The sequence below is a fragment of the Georgenia ruanii genome (assembly GCF_009193175.1).
Taxonomy (GTDB): Bacteria; Actinomycetota; Actinomycetes; order Actinomycetales; family Actinomycetaceae; genus Georgenia; species Georgenia ruanii.
Genome location: NZ_VUKE01000001.1, coordinates 38,476 through 63,894, shown reverse-complemented (window position 1 = coordinate 63,894; position 25,419 = coordinate 38,476). Strand labels below are relative to the sequence as shown.

Here is a 25,419-nt window from a genome sequence, read left to right as displayed (position 1 = left end):
GGGGTGTCGCTCGTCGAGCCTCGGCGCCGTGTCCGGTCGTATCCTCGGTGAGGGATCGATCGAGGGAGCCTGGTCATGACGGCTGAGACGCACCGGCAACACGACGGCGACCACGCGCACGTGCACGGTCCCGGGTGCGGCCACGAGACGGTGCAGCATGGCGACCACGTGGACTACGTGCATGACGGGCACCGGCACGCCGAGCACGCCGGTCATTACGACGAGCACGGCGAGGAGAGCGAGTCGCCGACGTCGGGCTGAGGGCCGCGGCCGACCTCCGGCACCTCGAGGCCGACGTGAGTGATGCCGTGCTCCCTGCCGCTGTGCCGAGGAGCAAGGCATGGACATCGGACCACGAGCAAGGCGGGACGAGACCTCCACGCACAAGCCGTGGCAGGAGGTACCCAGGTGACCGCGATCGTGCGGCACCCGGACATGGCTCGAGTCAGGGCCGCAGGATGGCTTTGACCACGCCATGCTCGCGGCGGTCGAAGGCGGCGAACAGTTCGGGTGCCTCGCTGAGCGGGCCGTGGTGGGTGACGATGCGGCCGGGATGCGCGCGCCCGGTCAGGACGAGGTCGCGCAACCGCGTGGTGTAACGCCGGTCGTGGGTGCGGCCGAACCCGACGGACACGCCCTTCGCGAACAGCGTCGCCCAGGGCACGGTGAGCGCACCGCTCGTACTGCCATCGGGTGCCGGGTGCATGTCACGGTCGGCATAGACACCGGCGATGCCCAGATGTCCTGTGGGGTTGACCAGCCGGGCAAGGTCGTCAATGACCTGGAAGGGCAGCTCGGCGTCGGGCTGGGCACGGTCGCGGGCCTGGAAACCCACCGCATCGATCCCGTGCTGCACGCCGTCCAGGACGCTCTCGCCGGGGGGCAGGCCGCGCTGGCGGCGCCGCTCGCGGATCTGCTCGACCGGGTCACCGGCCCGAAAATCCACCGGGACGGCGCCGAGCTCACCGGCCTTCTCCAGCCGGGCGGTGACGCCGTCGACGACGTACACCTCTCCGGCGCCCTTGAGCAGCGCGGAGTACGCGGCCAGCAGCCCCACCGCGCCGGCGCCGAACACGGCCACCGGCGCCGGCCCGGCCCCCACGCGTGCCAGCTCCGTGGCGTGCCAGCCGGTCACGAACGCGTCGGCAAGAAGGACGAAGTCGTCCTCGTGCTCGTCGTACGGTTCCCCGGGCAGCGGGATGCAGTTGGCGTCGGCGAACGGCACCCGGAGCAGCTCTGCCTGGGCGCCGCGGTAGTCGCCCATCCCCGCGTAGCCGTAGGCCGCGCCGAACCCGCCGGGCCGCACCCGCAGGCAGGCCGCTGTGTAGCCGCGCGCGCAGTTGTAGCAGACCCCGCAGTACATGTGGGTGGGGATCACGACGCGATCACCCGGCGACACCATCTGTACCGCCGACCCGACCTGCTCGACGACGCCCAGCGGTTCGTGACCGAGCACGAGACCCGGTTCAGCACCGGTCCGTCCGTCATACATGTGCAGGTCCGTGCCGCAGATCGCGCTCGCGGTGACCCGGATGACCACGTCGGTCGCATCGACGATCGTCGCGTCCGGCACCTCGTGCACCCCGACACGGCGCGTGTCCTCGAACACGATCGCCTTCACTGCGCGCCCCCACGGGTCGGCGTACTCGTCACGACGCCACCACCAGACTGCCCGCAGTGGCATCTTGCGAACAAGCCCCGACCGGGCAGAGCTCCGCAGTGACCCCTGGGAACGCCGTCCCGCGGCCCCACGTCGCGATCGAGCGCGCCGACCTCGCCCGGCGCCAGGTCCGGTAGCCGCCGCTCGGCTCGACGTCGGGCGCCCAGCCCGGGCCCGCTTGACCTCGCCACCAGCGCTTTCGCTCTAGCATGCGCGTGTGACGAACGACTGGCGGGCCGCGGCGGAGGCGGCCGCCGCGCAGCTGCGCGACCGGCTCGGGCTCGACGGCGTCGCCGCCGGGGTGGTCCTCGGCTCCGGCTGGGACCCCCTCACCGAGCGGTGGGGCGAACCCGTGGCCGCGGTGCCGACGGCGGAGGTGGCGCACTTCCACGCCCCCGTCGCCCCGGGCCACGCCGGCCGCATCCTGCGCTTCGACCTGCCCGGCCCGGACGGCGAGGCGCGCCCGGTGGTCGTGCTGGCCGGCCGGACCCACCTGTACGAGGGGCACGGCCCGGGCGCCGTCGCCCACGGCGTGCGCACCCTGGCCGCGCTCGGCGCCGGGACGGTGGTGCTGACCAACGCCAACGGCTCGCTGCGCCCGCAGTGGCCGCTGGGCCGCGTCGTCGCGCTGACCGACCACCTCAACCTCACTGGCGTCTCGCCGCTCGAGGGCGCGAGCTTCGTCGACCTCACCGCCGCCTACGACCCGGCGCTGCGCGCGGCGCTGCTGACGGCCGCCGCCGACGACGGCGTCGAGCTGGCCACCGGCGTCTACGCCATGCTCGCCGGTCCGTACTACGAGACCGCCGCCGAGGCCGGCATGGTGCGGGCGCTGGGCGCGGACGTCCTCGGCATGTCCACCGTCCTCGAGACCATCGCCGCCCGCGAGGCGGGCCTGCGGGTCCTCGCGCTGTCCACGGTGACGGCGCACGAGGCCTCCGGCGAGCAGATCGACCCCGACGAGGTCGTCGCCGTCGCGGAGGCCGCCGCCGCGCGCCTCTCGCCGATGGTGCGCCGTCTCCTCGCCGGCCTCACCCCCTCCCACCCCCACGTCCCGGCCTCCTCCGCCGCCGGGAGCAAGGAGACGACGTCGTGACCGACCGGACGCTCAGCCAGGAGGGCCCCAGCTCGGCCTTCATCATCGAGGCGACGGGCATCGAGGTGATCGCCGACGCGGACCGTAAGGGCCGCCCCGCCTCCCTCTTCTGGCCCTGGTTCGCCGCGAACATCTCGGTGTTCGGCATCAGCTACGGCTCGTGGATCCTCGACTTCGGGATCTCCTTCGCCCAGGCGACCCTGGTCGCCGTCGTCGGGACGGTGCTCTCCTTCCTGCTCGTCGGCATCATCGCGCTGGCCGGCAAGCGCGGGTCGGCCCCGACCCTCACCCTGTCCCGGGCGGCGTTCGGCGTGCGCGGCAACCTCCTGCCCGGGGTGGTGTCCTACCTGCTGCTCGTGGGCTGGGAGATCGTCCTCGTCGCCCTCGCCACGCTGGCCACCGACACGGTCATCCAGCAGCTGGGGTGGTCCGGCGGCAACACCGCGCGGGTCGTGGCCTTCCTCGTGGTCATCGCCATCGTCGTCGGCGCGGGGATCCTCGGCTTCGACATGATCATGCGGGTCCAGACCGTCCTGACGATCGTCCTGGGCGTGGTCACCCTCGGCTACATCGCCCTGACCGTCGACCGGATCGACCTCGCCGCCCTGGGCCAGCTCCCCGCGGGGTCGTGGGAGGCGGTGCTCGGCGCGCTCATGCTCGTCATGACGGCGCTGGGCCTGGGCTGGGTCAACGCGGCGGCCGACTACTCCCGCTACCTGCCGCGCGCGGCCTCCTCCCGCGGCGTGGTCTTCTGGACGACGTTCGGCGCCTCCCTCGCGCCCGTCATCCTCATCGTCTACGGCGTCCTGCTCGTCGGTTCCAACCCGGACCTCTCGGCCGGCATCTCCAGCGACCCGATCGGCACGCTCGCCACGCTCCTGCCCACCTGGTACCTCGTCCCGTTCGTCCTGGTCGCCGTCGGCGGGCTGGTGTCCGGCGCCGTGCTGGACATCTACTCCTCGGGCCTGACGCTCCTCGCCGTCGGCCTGCGCGTGCCGCGGTGGGCCGCCGCCGCCATCGACGGGCTGCTCATGGTGGTCGGCACGATCGTCATCGTGTGGTTCGCCGCGGACTTCTTCGGCCCGTTCCAGGGCTTCCTCATCACCCTCGGCGTCCCGATCGCCGCGTGGGCCGGCATCTTCATCGGCGACCTGGTGCTGCGCCGCCGCGACTACGACACCTTCTCCCTGTTCGACGCCCGCGGCCTCTACGGGTCGGTGAACTGGCTCAACGTCCTCGGCATGCTCGCGCTCACCGCGATCGGCTGGGGGCTGGTGACCAACGGCGTCCAGGGCCTGACCTGGCAGGGCTACCTCTTCGGCCCGCTCGGCCTCGACGTCGACACCTGGGGCTTCTCCGGGGTGGGCGTGGCCGTCGCGCTTTTCGGCGGGCTGCTGGTCGGGCTGGCGAACGCCGGGCGCATCCGCCGGCAGGAGGCGGCCACGACGGCGGCCCGCGAGCCGGCGGCCGTGACGGGCGAGTGACCGCCGCGACCCTGCGCGACCGCGCCCGCGGCGCCCTGTGGGGGCTGGCCGTCGGCGACGCGCTCGGCATGCCCGCCGAGGGCCTGCCGCGCGCCCTCGTGACCCAGCGGTACGGGCTCATCGACCGGTTCCACCCCGGCCACGCCGAGGACAACGAGTTCGCCGGCGACCTGCCGGCCGGGCACGTCACCGACGACACCGACCAGGCCGTGATCATCGGGCGTCTCCTGGTCGACGGCGCCGGGCGGGTGGACGCCACCGAGCTGGCGGCGCGGCTGCTCGCCTGGCAGGAACGCATGCGCGAGGCGGGCGCGGCCAGCCTGCTCGGCCCGTCCACGCTGCGGGCGCTGCAGCACATCCGCACCCACGGGCCCTCGCCGACCTCGGGGCGCTGGGGCGACACCAACGGCGCCGCCATGCGCATCGCCCCCGTCGGCGTCGCCACCGCGGCCCGCCCGCTGCAGGTCCTCGTCGACCGCGTCGTCGCCGTGAGCGAGCCGACGCACAACACCCAGGTGGCCCTGGCCGGGGCCGCGGCCGTGGCCGCCGCCGTCGCCGTGGCGGTGGATGGCGCGGGCCTGCCCGAGGTGCTCGACGCCGCCACCGCCGCGGCACGCTCGGCCGCCACCCGCGGCTTCTACACCGCGGCCCCCTCGCTCGCCGGACGGCTGAAGTGCGCCGTGCGGCTGACCCTCGAGGCCGTCGCGGCGGTGTCCGAGGACGGCGAGGCGCACCAGGTGGAGGCGGGCTCGCGGGTCATCGACGAGGTCGTCGGGACCTCGCTGGCCACCCAGGAGTCCGTGCCCGCGGCGTTCGCCGTGCTGGTGCTGGCCGACGCCGTGCGCCCGGGCGGGGCCGCCGACCCGTGGTGGGTGTGCCGCATCGCCGCGAGCCTGGGCGGGGACTGCGACACCATCGCGGCCATGGCCGGGGCGGTGGCCGGCGCCATGGGCGGGCGCGAGGGCCTGCCCGCCGAGGCGGTGGGTGCCGTGGCGCGGGCCAACCCGGCCCTCGACCTCGACGCCCTCGCCGACGACCTGCTGGAGCTGCGGGGGTGAGCCGGACGGGGGAGGCGGTGGAAGCGGCGGTCGCCCCGGCCGCGCCGCGGCTGGTCTCCGCCGGGTCGGTCGTCGTCGACCTGCCGCTGCTGCTGCCCGGCCTGCCGTCCCGCGGCGGGGACGTCCTGGCCACGACGGCCGGCCTCACCCCGGGCGGCGGGTTCAACGTCGTCGTCGCCGCGGCCCGGCAGGGCGTCCGGGTGGCCGTGGCCAGCCCGGTGGGCACCGGCCCGCACGGCGACCTCGTGCGCGCCGCGCTGCGGGCGGAGCGGGTGGACCTGCTCACCGCTCCGGCGCCGGGGGACACCGGCGTCGTCGTCGCCCTCGTCGAGCCCGACGGCGAGCGCACCTTCGTCACGACGATCGGCGCCGAGGGGCGGCCCCGGGCCACGGAGCTCGCCGCCGTGGCGCTGCGGCCCGGCGACGTCGTCTACGTCTCCGGCTACGACCTGGCCTACCCCGACGCCGCACCCGTCGTCGGCCCCTGGGCGGCCGCGCTGCCCGCCGGCGTCCGGCTCCTGCTCGACCCCAGCCCGCTGGCGGGCCAGATCCCGGACGCCGTGCTCGGCCCCGTGCTGGCGCGCTGCGACGTGCTCACCGTCAACGCCCAGGAGGCGGCCCACCTGGCCGGCACCGACCCGGGGCAGGAGGCCGGCATGGCCGGCCTGTGCTCGCGGGTGCCGGCCAGGTGCGCGGTGCTCGTGCGGCTGGGCGTGGCCGGGTGCTGGGTGCGGGAGCCCGGCGGCGGGAGCGCCCTCGTCCCGTCCCGTCCCGTACGCCCGGTGGACACCACCGGCGCCGGCGACGTGCACACCGGGGTGCTCGCCGCCGGCCTGCTCGCCGGGGCGCCGCTGCTCGAGGCGGTGCGCCGCGCCAACGCCGCCGCCGCGATCGCGGTCACCCGGGTCGGGGGCGGCGCGGCACCCACCCGCGCCGAGCTCGAGGCGGTGCTCGGGGGCACGTGATGCGGGGCACCCGCGGCGCGGCGCGGGTGGCGCGAGGCCTCCCGGACGCTACGTTGGGGAGGTCATGGCTACCCGCACGCCTTCCCCCGGACGGTCGGCCTCGACGGCACGTGGGTCATCCGCGCGCAGTACTCGCGGAAGCAAGGCCCGCGGCCGCGGGCGCTCGACGGCTTCGTCGCGCCCCCAGCAGACCCCGCTGCTGCTCCGGCCCTTCCGCTTCATCTGGATGGGAGGAGCACACGTGGTGGCAGGCACCGCCCGCAAGGTCGGCTCCGGCACGAAGGACCTCGACCCCGCGCTGCGCCGGGACGGGCTGGCGTTCCTGCTCCTCGCGCTGGCCATCGTCATCGCGCTGCGCGAGTGGTTCGGCCTGTCCGGCATCGCCGGCGACCTCATCCACCACGTGGCCGCCGGGGTGGTCGGCGTGCTCGGCATCCTGCTGCCGCTCGTGCTCGTGGCCATGGCCGTGCGCCTCATGCGCCACCCCGAGCGCACCCAGGCCAACGTCCGGGTCACCATCGGGATCGTCGCCCTCACCGCCGCGGTCTGCGGCCTGGTCCACATCGGTTCGGACCTGCCGCGCCCCACCGACTCCTTCGCCGCGGTCGAGTCCGCCGGCGGGCTGCTGGGCTGGGCGGTCGGCACGCCGCTGACGGTGCTGCTCTCCGCCTGGGGTGCCGTGCCGATCCTCGTGCTGCTGGCGGTGTTCGGGCTGCTCGTGGTGACCGCCACCCCGGTCGCCGCGGTGCCGGCGAAGCTCTCCGCCGCGGGGGCCTGGCTCCTCGGCCGCGGGCCCGAGCCCGTCCCCGACGACGCGACGACGGAGGTCGTCGCCGCCGACGGGACGCACCGGCCACCCGCACCGCGCCGCCGCCGGAAGAAGGCGGCCGAGGCCCCCGAGGTGGCGCCCGGGGACTACACCGGTGACGAGGCCTTCGCCCAGCCCCACGACCTCGCCCCCGCCGACGAGGCGGCGACGGCGGCGCTCACCGCCGCCCGCAAGGGCCGGGGCCGGAAGAAGTCCGCGGAGACGGCGCCCACCGCCGACACCGCCGCCGAGGACCAGCACGAGGCCCACGAGCGCGAGCTGCAGGCGCCGCCCACCCAGGCGCTGCCCGCCCGGGCCGAGCAGCTCCAGCTCGCCCCGGACGTCATCTACACGCTGCCCAGCGACGACACGCTCATCAAGGGCGCCCCGCACAAGACCCGCTCGGCGGCCAACGACCGCGTCGTCGAGGCGCTGACCCAGGTGCTCACCGAGTTCAACGTCGACGCCAAGGTCACCGGGTTCTCCCGCGGCCCGACGGTCACCCGGTACGAGCTCGAGCTCGGCCCCGGCGTCAAGGTCGAGCGCATCACCGCGCTGAGCAAGAACATCGCCTACGCCGTCGCCAGCGCCGACGTGCGCATCCTCTCGCCGATCCCGGGCAAGTCCGCGATCGGCGTGGAGATCCCCAACACCGACCGCGAGACCGTCGCCCTGGGCGACGTGCTGCGCTCGTCGGTGGCCCGGCGCAGCGAGCACCCGCTCATCGTCGGCGTCGGCAAGGACGTCGAGGGCGGCTACGTCGTCGCCAACCTCGCCAAGATGCCGCACCTGCTGGTCGCCGGCGCCACGGGCGCCGGTAAGTCGAGCTTCGTGAACTCGATGATCACCTCGATCATGATGCGCGCCACCCCCGAGGAGGTGCGCATGGTGCTGGTCGACCCCAAGCGGGTGGAGCTGACGATCTACGAGGGCATCCCGCACCTCATCACCCCGATCATCACCAGCCCCAAGAAGGCCGCGGAGGCCCTGGAGTGGGTGGTCCGGGAGATGGACGCCCGCTACGACGACCTCTCCAACTACGGGTTCAAGCACATCGACGACTTCAACGCCGCCGTGCGCGCCGGCAAGGTCCAGCCGCTGCCGGGCAGCGAGCGGACGATCGCCCCCTACCCGTACCTCCTGGTCATCGTGGACGAGCTGGCCGACCTCATGATGGTCGCCCCGCGCGACGTCGAGGCCTCCATCCAGCGCATCACCCAGCTCGCGCGCGCCGCCGGCATCCACCTGGTGCTCGCCACCCAGCGCCCCTCGGTCGACGTCGTCACCGGCCTCATCAAGGCCAACATCCCCTCCCGGCTGGCGTTCGCGACCTCGTCGCTGGCCGACTCCCGGGTGGTCCTCGACCAGCCCGGCGCCGAGAAGCTCATCGGCCAGGGCGACGCGCTGTTCCTGCCGATGGGCACCGCCAAGCCGATGCGTGTGCAGGGCGCCTGGGTCACCGAGTCCGAGATCCACGCCGTCGTCGACCACGTCAAGGCCCAGCTGCAGCCGACCTACCGCGAGGACGTCATCGCCCCGGTGGTCAAGAAGCAGGTCGACGAGGACATCGGCGACGACCTCGACCTGCTCCTGCAGGCCGCCGAGCTCGTCGTCACCACGCAGTTCGGCTCGACCTCGATGCTCCAGCGCAAGCTGCGTGTCGGCTTCGCCAAGGCCGGGCGGCTCATGGACCTGCTCGAGTCCCGCGAGATCGTTGGCCCCTCGGAGGGGTCGAAGGCCCGCGAGGTGCTCGTCCAGCCCGACGACCTGCCCGCCACCCTGGCGCTGCTGCGCGGGGAGGACCCGGCGCCGGCGGAGGACGACGGCGCCGGGCCCTACGACGTCGAGGCCGACGAGCCGGCGGCGGACCGCTACGCGGACGGCATCGAGGGGCACGCCCCGCCGGTCGCGCAGAGCTGGGACGACGAGGACGACGGCGGCGGCGAGGACGCCTGGCAGCTCACCGGCCGCTGACGCACTGGCGGCGGGGCGGTGGTGCGGGCCCTACGCTGGGCGGGTGACGACGAACCCCCAGACGGTGCCCACCGGCGCCGGTGAACCCGCCGACGTGCCGCTGTGGAACATCGCCAACGTGCTGACGATGGTGCGCATCGTCATGGTGCCGCTGTTCGCGGTCCTGCTGCTGCAGGGCACCACCGCCACCCGGCTGTGGGCGGCCGTCGTCTTCGCCCTCGCCGCGTTGACCGACAAGCTCGACGGGCACCTCGCCCGCAGCCGCGGCCTGGTGACGAACTTCGGCAAGCTCGCCGACCCCATCGCGGACAAGGCCCTCGTCCTCACCGCCCTGGTGCTGCTCTCCCTCGACGGGTCGCTGCCCTGGTGGGTCACCATCGTCATCATCGTGCGCGAGCTCGGCATCACCGTGCTGCGGTTCTTCATGAAGCGGCGCGCCGTCATGGCCGCGTCCAAGGGCGGCAAGCTCAAGACCACGCTCCAGGTGGCCTTCATCCTGCTGCTGCTCCTGCCGTGGGCGGCGCTCGTGCCCACCGGCGTCGCCGACGTCATCAACGTCGTCACCGAGGTGCTCGTCTACCTCACCGTCGCGGTCACCGTCCTCACCGGCCTCGACTACGTCGCGCAGGCCGTCCGCATCGCCCGCACCGCGGACGCCGCCGGTACCGGTACGGGCGCCGGGCGGTGACGGTCGAGCGCGTCGTCGCCGGCCTGCTGGGCAGGGGCGCCACGCTCGCCGTCGCCGAGTCGCTCACCGGCGGGCAGGTCAGTGCGACCCTGGTCGCCGTCCCCGGGGTCTCGGCGGTGCTGCGCGGCGCCGTCGTCGCCTACGCCACCGACCTCAAGGCAGGGCTGCTCGGCGTGGACGGCGACCTCCTGGCCGCGTACGGCCCGGTGCACCCGGAGGTCGCGCTGCAGATGGCCCGCGGCGCGGCCCGCCGACTCGGCGCGACGCACGGGGTGGGCACGACGGGCGTGGCCGGCCCCGGCCCGGCGGACGGGCGCCCCGCCGGCACCGTCTACGTCGCCGCCTGCGGCCCGGGCACGGCCCGGGTGCGCGGGCTGGCGCTGGCCGGCCCGCGCGCGGCGGTCCGGGCCGCCGCGACCGGCGCCGCGCTGGCGCTCCTCGGCTCCGTCGTCGACGACGGGTAGCGGGCGCCGTCGGCGGGGAACAAGACCGGCCGCCGCGCCGTTGGTACAGGTGATGACAACCAGCAAGTACGTGTACCGTGCCACCACCACGCATGGCACGACAGCGCCGACGCGACCCCAGGGTCGCCGGGACGCACGACCGGGCAAGCGCCCCGCCACTCCGGCGGGGTACGGTAGGACCACATCGCCCAGCAGGGCAGGGGAGGAGGGCCGCACCATGATCTTGCTTCGCCGCGAGATCGGGGACGTGCTCCGTGACGCCCGTCAGCGTCAGGGCCGGACCCTGCGTGAAGTCTCCTCGGCCGCGCGTGTGTCCCTCGGCTACCTCAGCGAGGTCGAACGCGGGCAGAAGGAGGCCTCGTCCGAGCTGCTCGCCTCCATCTGCGAGGCGCTCAACGTGCCCATGAGCTTCGTGCTGCGCGCCGTCTCCGACCGCGTCGCCGTCGAAGAGGGCGTCCATGTCCCCGACACCGTTCCCGACGAGCTGGTGCGCCGCGAGAGCCTGCTCACCCCGGTCGGCTGAGACCGGCGCCCCAGCCGCCACGACCCCGCGAGGCCCGGACCGCATGGTCCGGGCCTCGCGCCGATTCCTGGGGCGTCACGGCCGGGCCCGTCACGCCGGCCGCTGGCACGACGGGCAGTAGTACACCGACCGCAATTGCGGCGGAGTGCCGGCCTCGCCCCGGGCGACCGGCGTGCCGCACCGCGGGCACGGGCGCCGCTCCCGGCCGTGCACGTTGGTGGTCCGGCGGGTGTCGCCGGTCGCCGTGGGCAGCCGGGCGTCGGCGGAGCGGCGCATGAGCCGGCGCCCCGTGGTCACGAGGTCCCGGGCGACGGCGCCGAGGGAGCCCGCCGGGGCCCACGGCCACACCCGGTGGGTCCACAGCGTCTCCGCCATGTAGATCGTGCCCAGGCCGGCGACGACGGTCTGGTCGAGCAGCACCTCGGCGATGCCCCGCCCGCCCTGGGCGAGGATCCGCGCCGCGGCGGCGTCGGCGTCGAGGTCCGGGGCGAGCAGGTCCGGGCCGAGGTGGCCGACCAGCCGGCCCTCCTCCGCCGTCGGCACCAGGTCGACCATCCCGAGGTTGATGCCCAGGCAGGTCCACCGTGCGGTGCCCAGCACGGCGCGCACGGAGGGGTTGCGGTCCGCCCGGCTGGCCCCGCTGGCGAGGTCGCCGGTGCGCACGAGGCGCCAGACGCCCTCCATGCGCAGGTGGGTGTGCAGCGTGCGGCCGTCGTCCAGGCGCGTCAGCAGGTGCTTGCCGCGGGTGGCGTTCCCGACGACGCCGACGCCCGCCAGGTCCACCGCGCCGAGGTCGGCCCACCGCAGCTCCCCGCGGGTGAGCACCTGGCCGGCGAGCGCGGCGTCGAGGCGGCGCGCCACCCGCACCACGATGTCGCCCTCAGGCACCTTGCACCTCGCTCCCGGCGGTGCCGGGCCCCGGGCGCCCCACCGGCCGCGCGGCCGTGTCCGCCTGCCCCCCGTCGCGCCCAGGGGATGCGACCCGTGCCCGCCGTTCCGCCCGCTCCTGGCGCCAGGCCGGCAGGTACAGCGGGGCCGCCAGCACGAGCACGACGGCGCCCAGGCACACCGCGACGCCCACGGAGGCCGCGTCGGCCAGCGCGGTGAGCGCGACGGCGCCGAGGGCGCCGGCGGGCTGGGCCGCCATGGAGTTCAGAGACACGACGGTGGCCCGGCGGGCGCCGTCCACCTGCCGGTGCAGCAGCGTCATGTGCGCGGGGTTGGCCGCGCCGTGGACCACGTAGCAGGCGAGGTAGGCCGTGACGACGCCGACGACGCCGCCGAACAGGCCGATGCCGACGACGGTCACGGCCTGGAGCAGGCGCGTGAGGGCGGCGAACCGCGCGAACCCGAGCCGGCCGGCCAGCAGCGGCACCAGCGTCGCCCCGGCGGCGGAGGCGAGCCAGGCGGCCGAGCTGGCGGGGCCGACGACGGCCGCGGCGGCGTCCGGGTCGCCGAGGATCTCCAGGAGCCGGACCGGGGTGAGCTGCTCGAACGCGACCATCCCGAATCCCCAGGACAGCTCCACGGCGACCAGGGCGAGCAGGACCCGGTTGCGGCGCAGGAGCCCGATGCCGTCGGCGATGGCCCGGGGCGTCCCGACGGCCGCGCGCCACGCCGCCCGCGGGCCGCTGGCGCGCCGCGGCTCGACCATGAGCGCGGCGATGGCGCCGAGGCCGGCCACCTGGAGCACGAGGGCCGCGGCCACCGGGGTGGCCAGCGCCTCCAGGCCGGCGAGCGGCGCCCAGGCCACGAGGCCGCCCCCCGCCAGCGCCCCGGCGGCGATGGCCACCCCGAGGACGGCGGAGTGGGCGCTCAGCCCGCGGTCGATGGCGGCGCGCGGGTCGGCGCCGAGGGCGGCGTCGACGTACCACGCCTCCAGCGGCCCGCTGTCGAGGGCGCGGAAGACGCCCTGGAGCGCGAAGACCGCGGCGAACATCGCGAGGCTGTCCGCCGCGAGGTACAGGGCCATGGCGCCGACGCCCACGGCGGAGGCGAGGAGCAGCACCGTCCGGCGCCCGAGCGTGTCGGCCAGGCCGCCGGTGGGCAGCTCCAGGGCCAGGACCACCAGCCCCTGCAGGGCCGCGGCGAGGCCGACCTGGGCGAGGCTGAGGCCGCGGTCCAGGGGCAGGAGGACCGCCACCGGGATGACCAGCCCCACCGGCAGCCACCGCAGGGCGGTGAGGATCAGGAATCGGCGCCGGGCCGACGGTGCCGTGAGGGCCGCGCCGGCGGCGCTCACGGTTCGCCGCCGGGCACGCGGGGGAAGGCGTGGAGGACGACGAGCACGGGGCGGGTCTCGTTGTGGCCCGCGGGCGGCGGAGCGGTGCGGTAGCGCGCGACGACGGCGGTGAGGTCGGCCAGCAGGGCCGCGAGCTGCTCGGCCGTGAGGTCGAGGGCGAAGTCGGAGCTGCCGGCGGCGTCGCGCCAGGCCAGGGGGTAGTCGTCCTCGTGGGCGAGCCAGGCCTGCGCCCAGGCCTGGTACTGGCGCTGGTACTCCGCGCGCAGCCAGGCCTGGGCGGCGCGGGCGTCGGGGGAGTCCTCGACGTCGCCGGCGGTGAAGCCGTGGCTCTCGTGCGCGGCGCGCCACCGGCGCTCCCGGCCGGTGCCGCCGTCGGCGTCGGTGACCAGGCCGACCTCCGCCAGCCGGCGCAGGTGGTAGCTGGTCGCGCCGCTGTTGGTGCCCAGCGTGCGCGCGAGGGACGTGGCGGTGGCGGGCCCGTCGAGGCGCAGCGCGCTGAGGAGCCGGGTGCGCAGGGGGTGGGCGAGGACCCTCACGGCCCGCGCGTCGAGGCGGACGCCGCCCGGGAGGCTGTCCATGGGAGTGCACGGTACGTGTGCACACTTTCTGTGTAAAGGGGTGGGCCGCGGGCGCGCCCCCCTGCAACGCGCCCACGGCCCCCGGGTTTCGCGGGCCACCGATCTCAGACGTTCTCGGGTCCGTCACATCTGGGTCAAGGGGGAGAACAGGTCACGTCATCAACCTGCCAACGACCGGCAGGGGGTGGGGTCGCCGCGCCGACCCGGGGACCACCGCACCGGGGCGCGCGCCGCGGCCGGTCCCTACGATGGAGCATCGGCCTCAGGCACCGGGAGGGCGCATGTCCCACGCTGGTCCACCGGAGGGTGCGGGCCGGGCGGCGCTGCCCGTGGTGACCCTCTTCGAGTCCTACGGGTCCGGCGCCGGCTACGTCGGCCCCCGCGTGGCGCGGGCGCTGGGCCTGCCCTTCCACCGGCAGGCGTTCAGCTCCGAGGAGATCGAGGCGGCCGAGAGCCGCCGCGAGCACGAGGGGCTCCTCGCCCGTGTCTTCGGCGCCCTGGGGACCTCCTACGGCGGGCTCGACGTCGGCGACGTCACCGCGGGCCAGCGCGACAAGTACGAGCTGACCATGGAGAACACCCGGGTGGTGCTCGACGAGGCCGACCAGGGCGGGGTCGTCATGGGCCGCAACGGCGCCTTCATCCTGCGCGACCGCCCCGCCACGCTGCACGTCCGGCTCGACGGGCCCCTCGAGCAGCGGGTGGCCCGGGCCGCCCGCGACGCCGGCATCGACGTCGAGCGGGCCCGCAAGCGGCAGAAGCGCGAGGACCAGGTCCGCGCCGACATGTCCCTCGACCTCTACGGCTGGGACCCGCGCGAGGTCGACCACTACGACATGGTGCTCAACACCGGGCTGCTCGACCTCGACACCTGCGTGGCGATCGTCGTCGCCGCCGCGCGCCTCAAGGCCGCCGGTCCCGGCGCCGCGGGCGCGTGAGCGCCGCCCGCTCAGCGGTGTCCGACGCCATGGCGCAGGCGCAGGCCGCGCGGGATGGGGCCGAACCCGGCGGCGTCCAGCGCCCGGCGCAGCGGGCCGGCCGCCTCGAGGGCGGCGACCCCGTCGACGCGCTGCAGGGTGAGCGGTCCGAGCGCCCCCGAGCCGGCCACCTGGCCCAGCGCCGCCGCCGCGGCGTCGAGGGCCACGGTGTCGTCGGTGAAGGACAGCAGCGTCCGGCCGCCCTTCTCCACGTAGAGCACGAGGGCGCCGTCGACGACGACGACGGCGGCCCCCGCCTTGCGCCCGGGGCGGTGGCCCTCGCCGGCGGTGGTCGGCGGCCAGCCGAGCGTGGCGCCGTAGGGGTTGGCCGGGTCCGTCGCGGCCAACAGCGCCACCCGCGGGGCGGCGTCGCCGGCGGCGGCGCGCTCGCGGCGGACGGTCAGCTCGGCCGCGTCCCCGCGCAGCCGGTCGACGACCTCGGGCAGGGCGAACTGCGCGGCCCCCAGCCCCTCGACGAGGTAGCCGCGGCGCACCTGCCCGGCCTCCTCGAGCCGGCGCAGCACCTGGTAGGCCGCGCCGAAGCCCCCGGGCAGGTCTTCCAGACCGGCCGCGCCGCGCACGAGCACGCCGTGCCGCTCGAGCAGCGCGACGGTCAGGGCAGTCACCCGGGCGGTGCGCGCCTCGACGTCCTCCTCGGCCGGCGCGGGCTCCGGGCGCACCAGCGACCAGCGCCCCGCGGCGGACGGGAGGTTCACGGCCGACGCCGGTCGTGCCCCGGCGAGGGCGGCGCGCGAGAGGGCCGCGCGGCGCAGCCCCGCACCGGGGCGCAGTGACCGGGCGCGCGCGGGAGTGCGCGGGGCGGCGTGGGTGGGCCGCCCGCCGCCGAGCCTGGCGCGGACCGGGGCGAGGGTGTCGTTGGTGACCCGGCCGGCCCACACCAGGTCCCACAGGGCCTCGAGCACCTCCGCCGGGCGCGCGCTGGCGGCGCGCCCGTCCGGGCCGAGCTCGTCCGGGGGCAGCAGGTCGCGGAAGAAGCGGCCCCCGCCCCCGGCCAGGGCGTCGAGCAGGTGGTGGTGCAGCTCGGTGAGCGTGGGTGGGGCAGGCACGGGCGCGAGCTCGGCGACGGCGTCGGCCGGGAGGAGGGTGAGCAGGCCGTCGACGCCGGGCAGCGCGCCGCCGCCCACCCAGACCACCTCGCCTGAGCTCGTCAGCTCGTCGAGCAGGGTGGGGGAGTAGTCGCGCACCCGGGCGGGCAGCACGAGCGACTCCAGCGCGGAGGCGGGCACGAGGGCGCCGGCGAGCTGGTCGACCACCGTGAGGACGCCGTCGGCGCCGCGCAGGTCCGGCCGGGCGCCGACCGGGGCCACGTGCTGCCAGCGGGGGGTGAACACCCCGAGCGTCTGCGGCGTGACGGGCTCGACCTCGCTGCGCAGCCGGGCCAGCGATCGCCGCCGGATGCGGCGCATCACCTCGGCGTCGCAGTACTCCACCGGCGGGGCGGTGAGCACCCCCATGCCGTCGGACGCGACGAGGGTGAGCACGCCGTCGCCGGGACCGGCGGCGTCGGGCGCCCCGTCGCCCCGCGGGACGCCGTCGGCCCCCGGGGCCGGGCTGAGCCGGCCCTCGATCAGGGCACCGGTGCGCACCAGGTCGGCGAGCACAGGCTGCACCGCGCCGGGCGCGAGGCCGAGGCGGCCCGCGACGGCGCGGGCGGTGAACGGTCCGTGCGTGCGCGCGTGGCGGCGCACGAGGTCCCCGAGCGGGTCCGGCACCGGCTCGAGCACCGAGGCGGGGAGCCCGAGCGGGAGCGCGACGCCGAGGGCGTCGCGGAGCCGGCCGGCGTCCTCGACCACCGCCCACTGCTCCACGCCGGCCACCCGCACCGCCATGACCCGCCGTTGTCCCTGCAGATCGGCGAGCCAGGCGGGCACCTGGTCGGGGGCGACGGCGCGGGCGGCGAGGTCCGCCGTCGTCAGCGGGCCCAGCCGGCGCACGAGGTCGACCAAGCCCTCGGCGTCCTTGGCGCGCGCGGCCGCGGTGCGCAGCCCCACCTCGGCGGCCACCTGCGCGACCGCCTCGGGGTCGAGCAGGTCCGCCAGGTCCCCGAGGTCGGAGCCGACGAGCTCGGCCAGCAGCGTGGGGTCCAGCGTGAGCGCCGCGGCCCGCCGCTCGGCCAGGGGGGCGTCGTCGCCGTAGAGGAACTGCGCCATGTAGCCCATGAGCAGCGACCGGGCGAAGGGCGAGGGCAGCTGGGTGGTGACCTCCACCACGCGCACGTCCCGGGCGGCGACGCGGCGCATGAGCTCGGTGAGCGCGGGGACGTCGAAGTCGTCCTGGAGGCACTCGCGGACCGCTTCGAGCACGACCGGGAAGTCGGGGTAGCGGGCGGCGACGGCGAGCAGCTGGGCGCTGCGCTGGCGCTGCTGCCACAGGGGCTGGCGCCGGTCCGGCCGGCGGCGCGGGAGCAGCAGGGAGCGCGCGGCCGCCTCCCGGAAGCGGGCGGCGAAGTGGGCCGAGCCGGTCAGCGCCCCGACGACGAGGCCGGAGACCTCCTCGGGGTCGAGCAGCAGCTGGGCGAGGTCGAGGGGGCCGGAGGCGGTGGTGTCGACGTCGGGCAGGCGCAGGACGATGCCGTCGTCGCTCGGCGCGGCATTGACGTCCATGCCGGTGGCCTCGTGCAGCCGCCCGGCGAGCACCATCGCCCAGGGGGCGTGCACCCGGGCGCCGTAGGGGGAGTGGATGACCACCCGCCAGTCCCCGAGCTCGTCGCGGAAGCGCTCGACGAGGATGGTGCGGTCGTCCGGCAGCCGGCCGGTGGCCTCCCGCTGGGCGTCGAGGTAGGCGACGACGTTGTCGGTGGCCCAGGCGTCCAGGCCCGCGCGGCCGAGCCGCTCGGCCGCGGTGCCGTCGCCGAGGTGGCCGGCGAGCTCGCGGGTGGTGGCCCCCAGCGCCCGGCCGAGCTCGGCCGGCCGGCCGGGGGTGTCGCCCTTCCAGAAAGGCAGGCGGCCGGCCTGCCCGGGGGCGGGGGAGACGAGCACCCGGTCGGGGGTGATGGCCTCGATGCGCCACGTGCTGGTGCCGAGGGTGAACACGTCGCCCACGCGGGACTCGTAGACCATCTCCTCGTCGAGCTCGCCCACCCGGCGCCCGGTGCCCCGGGCGCCGGAGGTCACGTCCGCCGCCGTCCGGCCGCCGTCGGCGACGGGCCCGGTGGCCAGGTACACCCCGTACAGGCCGCGGTCGGGGATGGTGCCGCCGGAGGTGACCGCCAGGCGCAGCGCGCCCGGGCGCCCGCGCAGCACCCCGGCGGTGCGGTCCCACACGATGCGGGGGCGCAGCTCGGCGAAGTCCTCGCTGGGGTAGCGGCCGGCCAGCATGTCGAGCACGGCGGTCAGGGAGCGGTCGCCGAGGGTGGCGAAGGGGGCGGCGCGGCGCGCGAGCGCGGCCACCTCCTCGACGGTGAGCTCGTCGAGGGCGAGCATCGCCACGATCTGCTGGGCGAGGACGTCCAGGGGGTTGGCCGGGACGTGGATCTCCTCGATCAGCCCGGCCTGGGCGCGGGCGGCGGCGACCGCGGCGGGCAGCAGCTCCCCGCGGTGGGTGGGCAGCACCACGCCGTGCGAGAGGGCGCCGACCTGGTGCCCGGCCCGGCCGATGCGCTGCAGCGCCGAGGCCACCGACGGCGGGGCGCCCACCTGGACCACGAGGTCCACCGCGCCCATGTCGATGCCGAGCTCGAGGCTCGAGGTCGACACCACGGCCCGCAGCCGCCCCGACTTCAGCTCGGTCTCGGTGCGCACCCGCTCCTCCCGGCTCATCGAGCCGTGATGGGCGCGGGCGACCACCTGGGCGGTGGCGAGCGCGGTGCCCGACTGCCCGGGCGTGGCGGCGGCCCACGCCGCCCCGGCGGCCCGGGCGGCGTCGCCCGCCCCCACGTTGTCGGCGCGCGCCTGCCACTCCTCGTTGAGGCGGGCGGTGAGCCGCTCGGCCGAGCGGCGCGAGTTCGTGAAGATGATCGTCGAGCGGTGGGCCGCGACCAGGTCCACCACCCGCTCGGTCAGGTGCGGCCACACCGAGGGGTGGCGCTGCTCGGGCGGGGCGCCGGCGGCGGCGCCGGAGAGGTCCGGGCCCTCGTCGTGGAGGCCGCCGCGGGCGGCGGCGCGCAGCGGCGTGGCGGAGGGGTCGGCGAGGTCCTCGACCGGCACGACGACGTCGATGCGCAGCTCCTTGCTGCTGCCCGGCTCGACCACCCGCACCGTCCGGCCGCCCTCGGGCAGCGGCCGGTGCCCGGCGAGGAAGGTGGCCACGGTGGGCACCGGGCGCACGGTCGCCGAGAGCCCGACGCGCTGGGCGGGCGCCGGGAGCAGGTCGTCGAGGCGCTCGAGGGACAGGGCCAGGTGGGCGCCGCGTTTGGTGCCGGCCAGGGCGTGGATCTCGTCGACGATCACCGTGCGCACGCCGCGCAGCCCCTCGCGCGCCGCGGAGGTGAGCACGAGATAGAGGGACTCCGGGGTGGTGATGAGGATGTCGGGCGGGTGGGTGGCCATCCGCCGGCGCTCGCCGGCGGGGGTGTCCCCGGTGCGCATGCCCACCCGGACGTCGTTGACCGCACGGCCCAGCCGGGCCGCGGCGGCCGAGATGCCGACCAGCGGGGAGCGCAGGTTGCGCTCGACGTCGGCGGCCAGGGCCTTGAGCGGGGAGACGTACAGCACCCGGCAGCGCTCCGCGTCCTCGGGCACCTCGCCGGTGAGCATCTGGTCGATCGCCCACAGGAACGCCGCGAGGGTCTTGCCCGACCCGGTGGGCGCGACGACGAGCGCGTGCTGCCCGGACGCGATGGAGTCCCAGGCGCCCTCCTGCGCCGGCGTCGGGGCCGCGAAGGCGCCGTCGAACCACGCGCGGGTGGGCTCGGAGAACGGCACGCACGTCATTGTGCCGCCCGGGGGTGACACCGCGCCCGCGCCCGGCCGCGGCGGTGACGGCGCGCCCTGCCCGGGCCCGGGCGCGGCGGTGACGGCGCGCCCTGCCCGGGCCCGGGCGCGGCGGTGACGGCGCGCCCTGCCCGGGCCCGGGCGGCGGCCCGCCTCGCCCCCAGCCTCGGCCCCGTGTGCGGGGCGCGGCCCTGAGGCGTGGCAGGCTGGTGGGGTGAGGCACTCCGAGTTCTGGCAGGTGGTCGAGGAGACCTTCGGCGCGGGCTACGGCCGCTCCCTCGCCGAGGACCTCGTCCTGCCCGGCGTCGGGGGACGCACCGCCGCGGCCGCGCTGGCGGCCGGCGTCGCCCCCAAGGACGTGTGGGACGCGATGTGCGACGAGATGGAGCTCGACGACGCCGTGCGCTGGCGATACCGCCGCGACCCGAAGGAGCGGCGCGGGGGCCGCTGAGAAACTCCCGCGTGTCGCAGCATGGTTTCGAACACTCGTTCGGCGTACGCTCGTGCCCAGGCGACGACGACCGGTGATCTCCACAGTCCCGTGGGGGCCTCCGGCCGGATGTCAGTGGTCGGGCATAGCGTCGCCAGCAGGTAGCCGTCCGGAGAGGGCGGGCCCTGCCACAGACCAGCCCTGACCGCCCCTGGGCCGCCCGAGCGGCCCCCGCCGAGAGGTGAACCGACATGCCCGCTCCCGTCGCAGACCGCAGCAAGGCCCTGGAGGCCGCGCTCAGCCAGATCGACCGCCAGTTCGGCAAGGGGTCGATCATGCGCCTGGGGGACGACACCCGCCCCAAGGTGGAGATCATCCCCACCGGCTCCGTCGCCCTGGACGTCGCCCTCGGCGTCGGCGGCCTCCCGCGCGGCCGCATCATCGAGATCTACGGCCCGGAGTCCTCCGGCAAGACGACCGTCGCCCTGCACGCGGTGGCCAACGCCCAGAAGAAGGGCGGCATCGCGGCCTTCATCGACGCCGAGCACGCCCTGGACCCCGAGTACGCCCGGAAGCTGGGCGTGGACACCGACGCGCTCCTCGTCTCCCAGCCGGACACCGGCGAGCAGGCCCTGGAGATCATGGACATGCTCATCCGGTCCGGGGCGCTGGACATCGTCGTCATCGACTCCGTCGCGGCCCTGGTGCCCAAGGCGGAGATCGAGGGCGAGATGGGTGACTCCCACGTCGGCCTGCAGGCCCGGCTGATGTCCCAGGCGCTGCGCAAGGTCACCGGCGCCCTCTCGGCCTCCGGCACCACCGCCATCTTCATCAACCAGCTGCGCGAGAAGATCGGCGTCTTCTTCGGCTCGCCGGAGACGACCACCGGCGGCAAGGCGCTGAAGTTCTACGCCTCGGTCCGCCTGGACATCCGTCGCATCGAGACCCTCAAGGAGGGTGGCGACGCGGTGGGTAACCGCACCCGGGTCAAGGTCGTCAAGAACAAGATGGCCCCGCCCTTCAAGCAGGCCGAGTTCGACATCCTCTACGGCGAGGGCATCTCCCGCGAGGGTGGCCTCATCGACCTCGGGGTGGAGAACGGCATCGTGCGCAAGTCCGGCGCCTGGTACACCTACGAGGGCGACCAGCTCGGCCAGGGCAAGGAGAAGGCCCGCCAGTTCCTCAAGGACAACCCCGAGCTCGCCGACGAGATCGAGAAGAAGATCCTCACCAAGCTCGGCATCGGCGTGGAGGCCCCGGCCGACGGCGCCCCCGCCGGTGAGGTCCCGGTCGAGTTCTGACCGTGGGACAGCCCGAGGCCTCGGGCCGACGGCGGCCGGGACGTCGACGCGACGAGCTCGAGCCGCCGTCGGCCGGGGCCGCGGCGATGGACCGCGAGCCCGACGCCGAGGAGGTGGCCCGCACCATCGCGCTGCGCCAGCTGACCGCCGCGCCGCGCAGCCGCGCCCAGCTCGAGGCCGCGCTGGCCAAGCGCGACGTGCCCGAGGACGTCGCCGCCCGCGTGCTCGACCGGTTCACCGAGGTCGGCCTCGTGGACGACACCGCGTACGCGGAGATGCTCGTGCGCACCCGGCACGCCGAGCGGGGGCTGGCGCGGCGTGCCCTGGCGGCCGAGCTGCACAAGAAGGGCATCGACCCGGAGGTGGCCGGTGCCGCCCTGGCCCAGGTCGACGACGCCGACGAGGAGGCCGCCGCCCGGCGCCTCGTGGAGAAGAAGACCCGCAGCACCGCCGGTCTGGACCGGCAGGTTCGCCGGCGCCGCCTGGCCGCCATGCTCGCGCGCAAGGGGTTCGGCCCCGGCGTGGCGATGCGGGTGGTCGACGAGGTGCTCGCGGCGGAGGGGGAGGACCCGGGCGCCGACCGTGCCGACTGGAGCCTGGACTGACTGTGAGGAATCCCTTCGCAGCCTGTTGATGGTCGGCTGTGGGCGGTGCAGCGGCGTTCCGCGCCGACGCCCCGGATCGCGCCGTGCCACGGGCGCGCCGCGCCGATCTGCTGGTGCGCGAAGCGCTGGCTGCTCGTCCGCTCACCGCCGAGCACGTGGCCCGGCCCGGGCGCTACCCCGCGCCCGCGCCCGCGCCGGCGGGCACGCCGGTGAGGGCCACCCCGCCGTCGCTCGCCACGGCGCGAGGCGTGCCGGTGGTGCGCACGCTCAGCCGACGGGCCACCCGCTCCGCCACCCAGGTGAGGCTGTAGTTGACGACGATGAAGATCACGGCGGCGACCATCAGCGCGGGCACGTAGTTGGCGAACGTCGAGCCGACCAGCCGCGCCGAGCGGAGCAGCTCGCTGTAGGAGATGATCGAGCCGAGCGCGGTGTCCTTGAGGATGACGACGAGCTGGCTGATCATCGACGGCAGCATGGCGATGAGCGCCTGGGGCAGCTCGACGAGGCGCAGGCTCTGGCCCGGGGTGAGCCCGACCGCCAGGCCGGCCTCACGCTGTCCCCGGGGCAGGTTGTGCACGCCTGAGCGGACCAGCTCGGCCATCACGGAGCCGTTGTAGAGCGTCAGCCCCACCACGACGCCGTAGAACGGTGCCTGCGACGGCGCCACGATCCCGGAGCGCGAGAACAGGAAGTAGAAGAAGATCATCATGATCAGCACGGGCACCGCGCGGAAGAACTCCACGACGACGCCGCACACCGCCCGCACCGCGGTCAGCTGCGAGAGCCGCCCGAGCCCGAAGATCAGCCCGAAGACGGCCGAGGTCACGATCGCGACCGCCGCGGCGCGGAGCGTGTTCCACAGCCCGATGAGCAGGTAGTCCTGCCAGACCGAGGCCGTGAGGAAGGGCTCCCACTTCTCGGCGCTGAGCTGCCCCTTGGCGGCCAGGGCCCAGGTCACCCAGGCGAGCCCGCCGAGCACGACGACGGCGCCGGCGACGTTGACGACGGCGATCCGGCGTCGGCCGCGGGGGCCGGGGGCGTCGAACAGGACGGTGCTCATCGGGCGACCCCCAGACGTCGGGACAGGTAGGTGGTGAGCAGGCCGATCGGCAGGACGATGGCCACCCAGACGAGCGCGATGACGAGGAAGATCGCGACCATGAGGTCGGGGCGGAACTCGATCATGGTCGACATCACCGACGCCGCCTGCACCACGCCGGCCGCTTGGGCGACCGTGGTGTTCTTGGCCAGGGCGATGAGCGTGTTGCCCAGCGGGGCGACCGCGCCCCGGACCGCCTGCGGCAGGATGATCATGCGCATCGACTGCCCGAAGGACAGCCCGATCGCCCGCGCCGCCTCCGCCTGCCCGACCGGCACCGTGTTGACGCCGGAGCGGAGCGCCTCGCACACGAACGCCGCGGTGTAGACCGACAGGCCGACCACCGCGAGGCGGAAGCTGTTGGCGGCGATGAACCCGCCCGGGGCGTCCTTGCTCGCCAGCACCACGCCGAGCTGGCCCCACAGGCCGAGCGAGCACGCGAGGATGATGAGCGTCAGCGGTGTGTTGCGCACGAGGTTCACGTAGGTCGCGCCCGCCCAGCGCAGGCTCGGGGCGGGGGAGACGCGCATGACCGCCAGGACGGTGCCGATCACGAACGCGAGGATCGCCGAGTAGAACGTCAGGCGGACGTTGACGAGGAAGGCGCCGAGGATGTCGTAGCTGCGCAGCAGCTCGGCCATGTCGGCGAGGTAGCCACCCACGTGGGCTCCTTCGGGCGGGTGCGGAGGGGACCGGGGCCGGGGAGGCCGCCGGAGGCCGGGGCGGCGCCCGGGGCCCTCAGGCCCCGGGCGCCGGTGGGGTCAGGCGCAGGCCTGGACCTTCGGCGGGTTGAGCGAGGGGTTGGGGGTGAAGCTCTCGCCGACGTTCTTCTTGATGAGCTCCTCCCACGTGCCGTCGTCGATCATCGAGGTGATGGCGGCGTTGACGTCCTCGCACCTGTCGTTGTCCTTGGGCAGGCCCACGCCGTAGTTCTCCTCCGAGAACGGCTGGCCCACCAGCTTGAACTTGCCCTCGTACTGGGACTGGGCGGCATAGCCGGCGAGGATGACGTCGTCGGTGGTGACCGCGTCGACGTTGCCGGCGCTGAGCAGCTCGACGCACTCGGAGTACGTCGGAGCGGGGTAGAGCTGGGTCTGCTGGGCGTGCTCGTCGCGGATGCGCTCGGCCGAGGTGGAGCCCTCCACCGAGCACAGCACCTTGCCGTTGAGGGAGTCCGGGCCGGTGATGTCGGTGTTGTCCGCGGCGACGAGGAGGTCCTGGCCGGCGACGAAGTACGGCCCGGCGAAGGCGACGCGCTCCTTGCGGGCGTCGGTGATGGAGTAGGTCGCGAAGATCATGTCGACCGAGCCGTTCTCCAGCAGCGTCTCGCGCTGGGAGGAGATGGACTCGACGAACTTGATCTGGTTCTCGGCATAGCCCAGCTTGCCGGCGACGTACTTCGCGACGCCGACGTCGAAGCCGGTGAAGTCGTTCCCCTCCTTCAGGCCGAGGCCGGGCTGGTCGAACTTGATGCCGATGGTGATGGTGTCGCCCCCGGCGGTGCCGCCCGAGCCGGTCTCGGACCCGCTCGCGGTGGCGGACCCGCCGGTCTGTCCGGGCTCGCCGGCCGAGCAGGCGGCCAGGATGAGAGCGGTGGCCGCGGTCAGGGCGAGCCCGGCTCTGCGCACGCTTCGCATGTGTTCTCCTTGCGGTCGGTCCCCGGGCGGGGAGTGGGTGGTGCGGGCTGAACGGAGGGGTCGAGGGGACCGGCCGGTGCGGCCGGTCAGTGGCTGAGCAGCTTGGAGAGGAAGTCCTTCGCCCGGTCGGAGCGGGGGTTGGTGAAGAACTCCTCCGGGCTGGCCTCCTCCACGATCTGGCCGGCGTCCATGAAGATCACGCGGTCGGCGGCCCTGCGGGCGAAGCCCATCTCGTGGGTGACGACGATCATCGTCATCCCCTCGCGGGCCAGGGAGGTCATGACGTCGAGGACCTCGTTGATCATCTCGGGGTCGAGGGCCGAGGTGGGCTCGTCGAAGAGCATGACCTTCGGCTGCATCGCCAGGGCCCGGGCGATGGCCACGCGCTGCTGCTGCCCGCCGGAGAGCTGGGCGGGGTGCTTGCCGGCCTGGTTCGCCACCCCGACGCGCTCGAGCAGGGCCATCGCCCGCTGGCGCGCCTCGGCGGCCTTGACGCCCTTGGCCTTGACCGGGCCCAGCGTGACGTTCTCCAGGATCGTCTTGTGCGCGAAGAGGTTGAAGGACTGGAAGACCATGCCCACCTCCGCGCGGAGGCGGGCGAGGTCCTTGCCCTCGGCCGGCAGCTCGCGGCCGTCGACGGTGATGGTCCCGGAGTCGATCGGCTCGAGCCGGTTGATGGTGCGGCACAGGGTCGACTTCCCCGACCCCGAGGGGCCGATGACCACGACCACCTCGCCGCGTCGGACGGTGAGGTCGATGTCCCGGAGCACGTGAAGGTCGCCGAAGTGCTTGTTGACGCCGGTGAGGCGCACGAGCGGCGCGCCCAGGTCGCGCTCGGCGGCGCCGGTGGCCACCGCGACGTCGGCGGGCGCGGTGGGGGACTGCTGAGGGTCGGTCATGCGCGTCAACCTCACTGCCGAACGAATTCGTGATCT

The 25,419-nt window shown here is 75.3% G+C and carries 22 protein-coding genes; 13 read left to right on the top strand and 9 right to left on the bottom strand.

Translation table 11 applies throughout. The annotated features are described in order from the left end of the window. Positions 1-75 precede the first annotated feature (75 nt). Positions 76-261: a zinc transporter permease gene (locus tag GD880_RS00275; protein WP_152229641.1), complete on the top strand. Its 186-nt coding sequence runs from the start codon at positions 76-78 to the stop codon at positions 259-261. Between the two features lie 184 nt (positions 262-445). Here the strand turns inward: GD880_RS00275 and GD880_RS00270 are convergent, their stop codons facing one another. Further along, the gene (locus GD880_RS00270) at positions 446-1,621 is read right to left on the bottom strand and encodes an alcohol dehydrogenase catalytic domain-containing protein (protein WP_152230114.1); all 1,176 of its coding nucleotides are present in this window, start codon (positions 1,619-1,621) and stop codon (positions 446-448) included. Between the two features lie 256 nt (positions 1,622-1,877). Here GD880_RS00270 and GD880_RS00265 point away from each other — a divergent pair, with 256 nt between their 5' ends. From GD880_RS00265 to GD880_RS00230, 8 genes are all read left to right on the top strand, one after another. Beyond that, positions 1,878-2,756: a purine-nucleoside phosphorylase gene (locus tag GD880_RS00265; RefSeq protein WP_152229640.1), complete on the top strand. Its 879-nt coding sequence runs from the start codon at positions 1,878-1,880 to the stop codon at positions 2,754-2,756. Continuing rightward, positions 2,753-4,240, top strand: coding sequence for a purine-cytosine permease family protein (locus GD880_RS00260; RefSeq protein WP_152229639.1), 1,488 nt, complete (start codon positions 2,753-2,755; stop codon positions 4,238-4,240). The genes GD880_RS00265 and GD880_RS00260 overlap by 4 nt, the downstream gene beginning before the upstream one ends. After that, a complete protein-coding gene (locus GD880_RS00255) occupies positions 4,237-5,298 on the top strand; it encodes an ADP-ribosylglycohydrolase family protein (protein WP_226909263.1) in 1,062 nt (353 codons plus the stop codon). The genes GD880_RS00260 and GD880_RS00255 overlap by 4 nt, the downstream gene beginning before the upstream one ends. After that, entirely contained in the window at positions 5,295-6,263 is a 969-nt protein-coding gene (locus GD880_RS00250; protein WP_226909262.1) for a PfkB family carbohydrate kinase, read from the top strand. The genes GD880_RS00255 and GD880_RS00250 overlap by 4 nt, the downstream gene beginning before the upstream one ends. Positions 6,264-6,489: 226 nt before the next feature. Next, positions 6,490-9,045 (top strand): FtsK/SpoIIIE family DNA translocase, encoded by a 2,556-nt coding sequence (locus GD880_RS00245; RefSeq protein ID WP_226909261.1) that lies wholly within the window; start codon positions 6,490-6,492, stop codon positions 9,043-9,045. A gap of 43 nt (positions 9,046-9,088) precedes the next feature. Then, a complete protein-coding gene (gene pgsA / locus GD880_RS00240; RefSeq protein ID WP_226909260.1) occupies positions 9,089-9,733 on the top strand; it encodes a CDP-diacylglycerol--glycerol-3-phosphate 3-phosphatidyltransferase in 645 nt (214 codons plus the stop codon). Next, a complete protein-coding gene (locus GD880_RS00235) occupies positions 9,730-10,197 on the top strand; it encodes a CinA family protein (RefSeq protein WP_152229637.1) in 468 nt (155 codons plus the stop codon). The genes pgsA and GD880_RS00235 overlap by 4 nt, the downstream gene beginning before the upstream one ends. Before the next feature lie 217 nt (positions 10,198-10,414). Continuing rightward, positions 10,415-10,720: a helix-turn-helix domain-containing protein gene (locus GD880_RS00230; protein ID WP_152204034.1), complete on the top strand. Its 306-nt coding sequence runs from the start codon at positions 10,415-10,417 to the stop codon at positions 10,718-10,720. Positions 10,721-10,810: 90 nt separating this feature from the next. Here GD880_RS00230 and GD880_RS00225 read toward each other — a convergent pair whose 3' ends face one another. Genes GD880_RS00225 through GD880_RS00215 form a run of 3 tightly spaced genes read right to left on the bottom strand, consistent with a single transcriptional unit; the run spans position 10,811 to position 13,540 of the window. Further along, complete coding sequence (locus tag GD880_RS00225) at positions 10,811-11,608, bottom strand: DNA-formamidopyrimidine glycosylase family protein (RefSeq protein ID WP_152229636.1); 798 nt, start codon at positions 11,606-11,608, stop codon at positions 10,811-10,813. Further along, the gene (locus GD880_RS00220; protein ID WP_152229635.1) at positions 11,601-12,962 is read right to left on the bottom strand and encodes an MFS transporter; all 1,362 of its coding nucleotides are present in this window, start codon (positions 12,960-12,962) and stop codon (positions 11,601-11,603) included. Before GD880_RS00220 ends, GD880_RS00225 begins: the two co-directional genes overlap by 8 nt. Beyond that, positions 12,959-13,540: an ArsR/SmtB family transcription factor gene (locus GD880_RS00215; protein ID WP_152229634.1), complete on the bottom strand. Its 582-nt coding sequence runs from the start codon at positions 13,538-13,540 to the stop codon at positions 12,959-12,961. Before GD880_RS00215 ends, GD880_RS00220 begins: the two co-directional genes overlap by 4 nt. A gap of 281 nt (positions 13,541-13,821) precedes the next feature. Here GD880_RS00215 and GD880_RS00210 point away from each other — a divergent pair, with 281 nt between their 5' ends. Beyond that, on the top strand, positions 13,822-14,478 hold the full coding sequence (locus GD880_RS00210) for a cytidylate kinase-like family protein (RefSeq protein ID WP_193314297.1): 657 nt from the start codon (positions 13,822-13,824) through the stop codon (positions 14,476-14,478). A gap of 11 nt (positions 14,479-14,489) precedes the next feature. Here GD880_RS00210 and GD880_RS00205 read toward each other — a convergent pair whose 3' ends face one another. Next, positions 14,490-19,409: an ATP-dependent helicase gene (locus tag GD880_RS00205; protein ID WP_152229632.1), complete on the bottom strand. Its 4,920-nt coding sequence runs from the start codon at positions 19,407-19,409 to the stop codon at positions 14,490-14,492. Between the two features lie 214 nt (positions 19,410-19,623). Here GD880_RS00205 and GD880_RS00200 point away from each other — a divergent pair, with 214 nt between their 5' ends. The 3 genes from GD880_RS00200 (at position 19,624) to GD880_RS00190 (ending at position 21,745) form a co-directional block, all read left to right on the top strand. After that, on the top strand, positions 19,624-19,860 hold the full coding sequence (locus tag GD880_RS00200; RefSeq protein WP_152229631.1) for a DUF3046 domain-containing protein: 237 nt from the start codon (positions 19,624-19,626) through the stop codon (positions 19,858-19,860). A 230-nt stretch (positions 19,861-20,090) separates the two neighbouring features. Beyond that, positions 20,091-21,140, top strand: coding sequence for a recombinase RecA (recA, locus tag GD880_RS00195; RefSeq protein WP_152229630.1), 1,050 nt, complete (start codon positions 20,091-20,093; stop codon positions 21,138-21,140). Between the two features lie 2 nt (positions 21,141-21,142). Next, positions 21,143-21,745 (top strand): regulatory protein RecX, encoded by a 603-nt coding sequence (locus GD880_RS00190; protein ID WP_319593237.1) that lies wholly within the window; start codon positions 21,143-21,145, stop codon positions 21,743-21,745. 172 nt (positions 21,746-21,917) lie between these two features. On the opposite strand, the gene GD880_RS00185 is transcribed toward GD880_RS00190, so the two are convergent. The 4 genes from GD880_RS00185 to GD880_RS00170 form a co-directional block, all read right to left on the bottom strand. Further along, a complete protein-coding gene (locus GD880_RS00185) occupies positions 21,918-22,808 on the bottom strand; it encodes an amino acid ABC transporter permease (RefSeq protein ID WP_152229629.1) in 891 nt (296 codons plus the stop codon). After that, positions 22,805-23,509: an amino acid ABC transporter permease gene (locus GD880_RS00180; RefSeq protein ID WP_405002708.1), complete on the bottom strand. Its 705-nt coding sequence runs from the start codon at positions 23,507-23,509 to the stop codon at positions 22,805-22,807. Before GD880_RS00180 ends, GD880_RS00185 begins: the two co-directional genes overlap by 4 nt. Before the next feature lie 99 nt (positions 23,510-23,608). After that, complete coding sequence (locus GD880_RS00175) at positions 23,609-24,484, bottom strand: glutamate ABC transporter substrate-binding protein (protein WP_152229628.1); 876 nt, start codon at positions 24,482-24,484, stop codon at positions 23,609-23,611. An 86-nt stretch (positions 24,485-24,570) separates the two neighbouring features. Beyond that, positions 24,571-25,383, bottom strand: a complete 813-nt coding sequence (locus GD880_RS00170; protein WP_152229627.1) for an amino acid ABC transporter ATP-binding protein — start codon at positions 25,381-25,383, stop codon at positions 24,571-24,573. Positions 25,384-25,419 lie beyond the last annotated feature (36 nt).

Bases quoted from the DNA above. Each gene is read 5' to 3' on its own strand.
- GD880_RS00275 (WP_152229641.1), top strand. From the start codon at position 76: ATGACGGCTGAGACGCACCGGCAACACGACGGCGACCACGCGCACGTG.
- GD880_RS00245 (WP_226909261.1), top strand. From the start codon at position 6,490: ATGGGAGGAGCACACGTGGTGGCAGGCACCGCCCGCAAGGTCGGCTCC.
- GD880_RS00230 (WP_152204034.1), top strand. From the start codon at position 10,415: ATGATCTTGCTTCGCCGCGAGATCGGGGACGTGCTCCGTGACGCCCGT.
- GD880_RS00215 (WP_152229634.1), bottom strand. From the start codon at position 13,540: ATGGACAGCCTCCCGGGCGGCGTCCGCCTCGACGCGCGGGCCGTGAGG.
- GD880_RS00210 (WP_193314297.1), top strand. From the start codon at position 13,822: ATGTCCCACGCTGGTCCACCGGAGGGTGCGGGCCGGGCGGCGCTGCCC.
- GD880_RS00205 (WP_152229632.1), bottom strand. From the start codon at position 19,409: ATGACGTGCGTGCCGTTCTCCGAGCCCACCCGCGCGTGGTTCGACGGC.
- recA (WP_152229630.1), top strand. From the start codon at position 20,091: ATGCCCGCTCCCGTCGCAGACCGCAGCAAGGCCCTGGAGGCCGCGCTC.
- GD880_RS00185 (WP_152229629.1), bottom strand. From the start codon at position 22,808: ATGAGCACCGTCCTGTTCGACGCCCCCGGCCCCCGCGGCCGACGCCGG.
- GD880_RS00175 (WP_152229628.1), bottom strand. From the start codon at position 24,484: ATGCGAAGCGTGCGCAGAGCCGGGCTCGCCCTGACCGCGGCCACCGCT.
- GD880_RS00170 (WP_152229627.1), bottom strand. From the start codon at position 25,383: ATGACCGACCCTCAGCAGTCCCCCACCGCGCCCGCCGACGTCGCGGTG.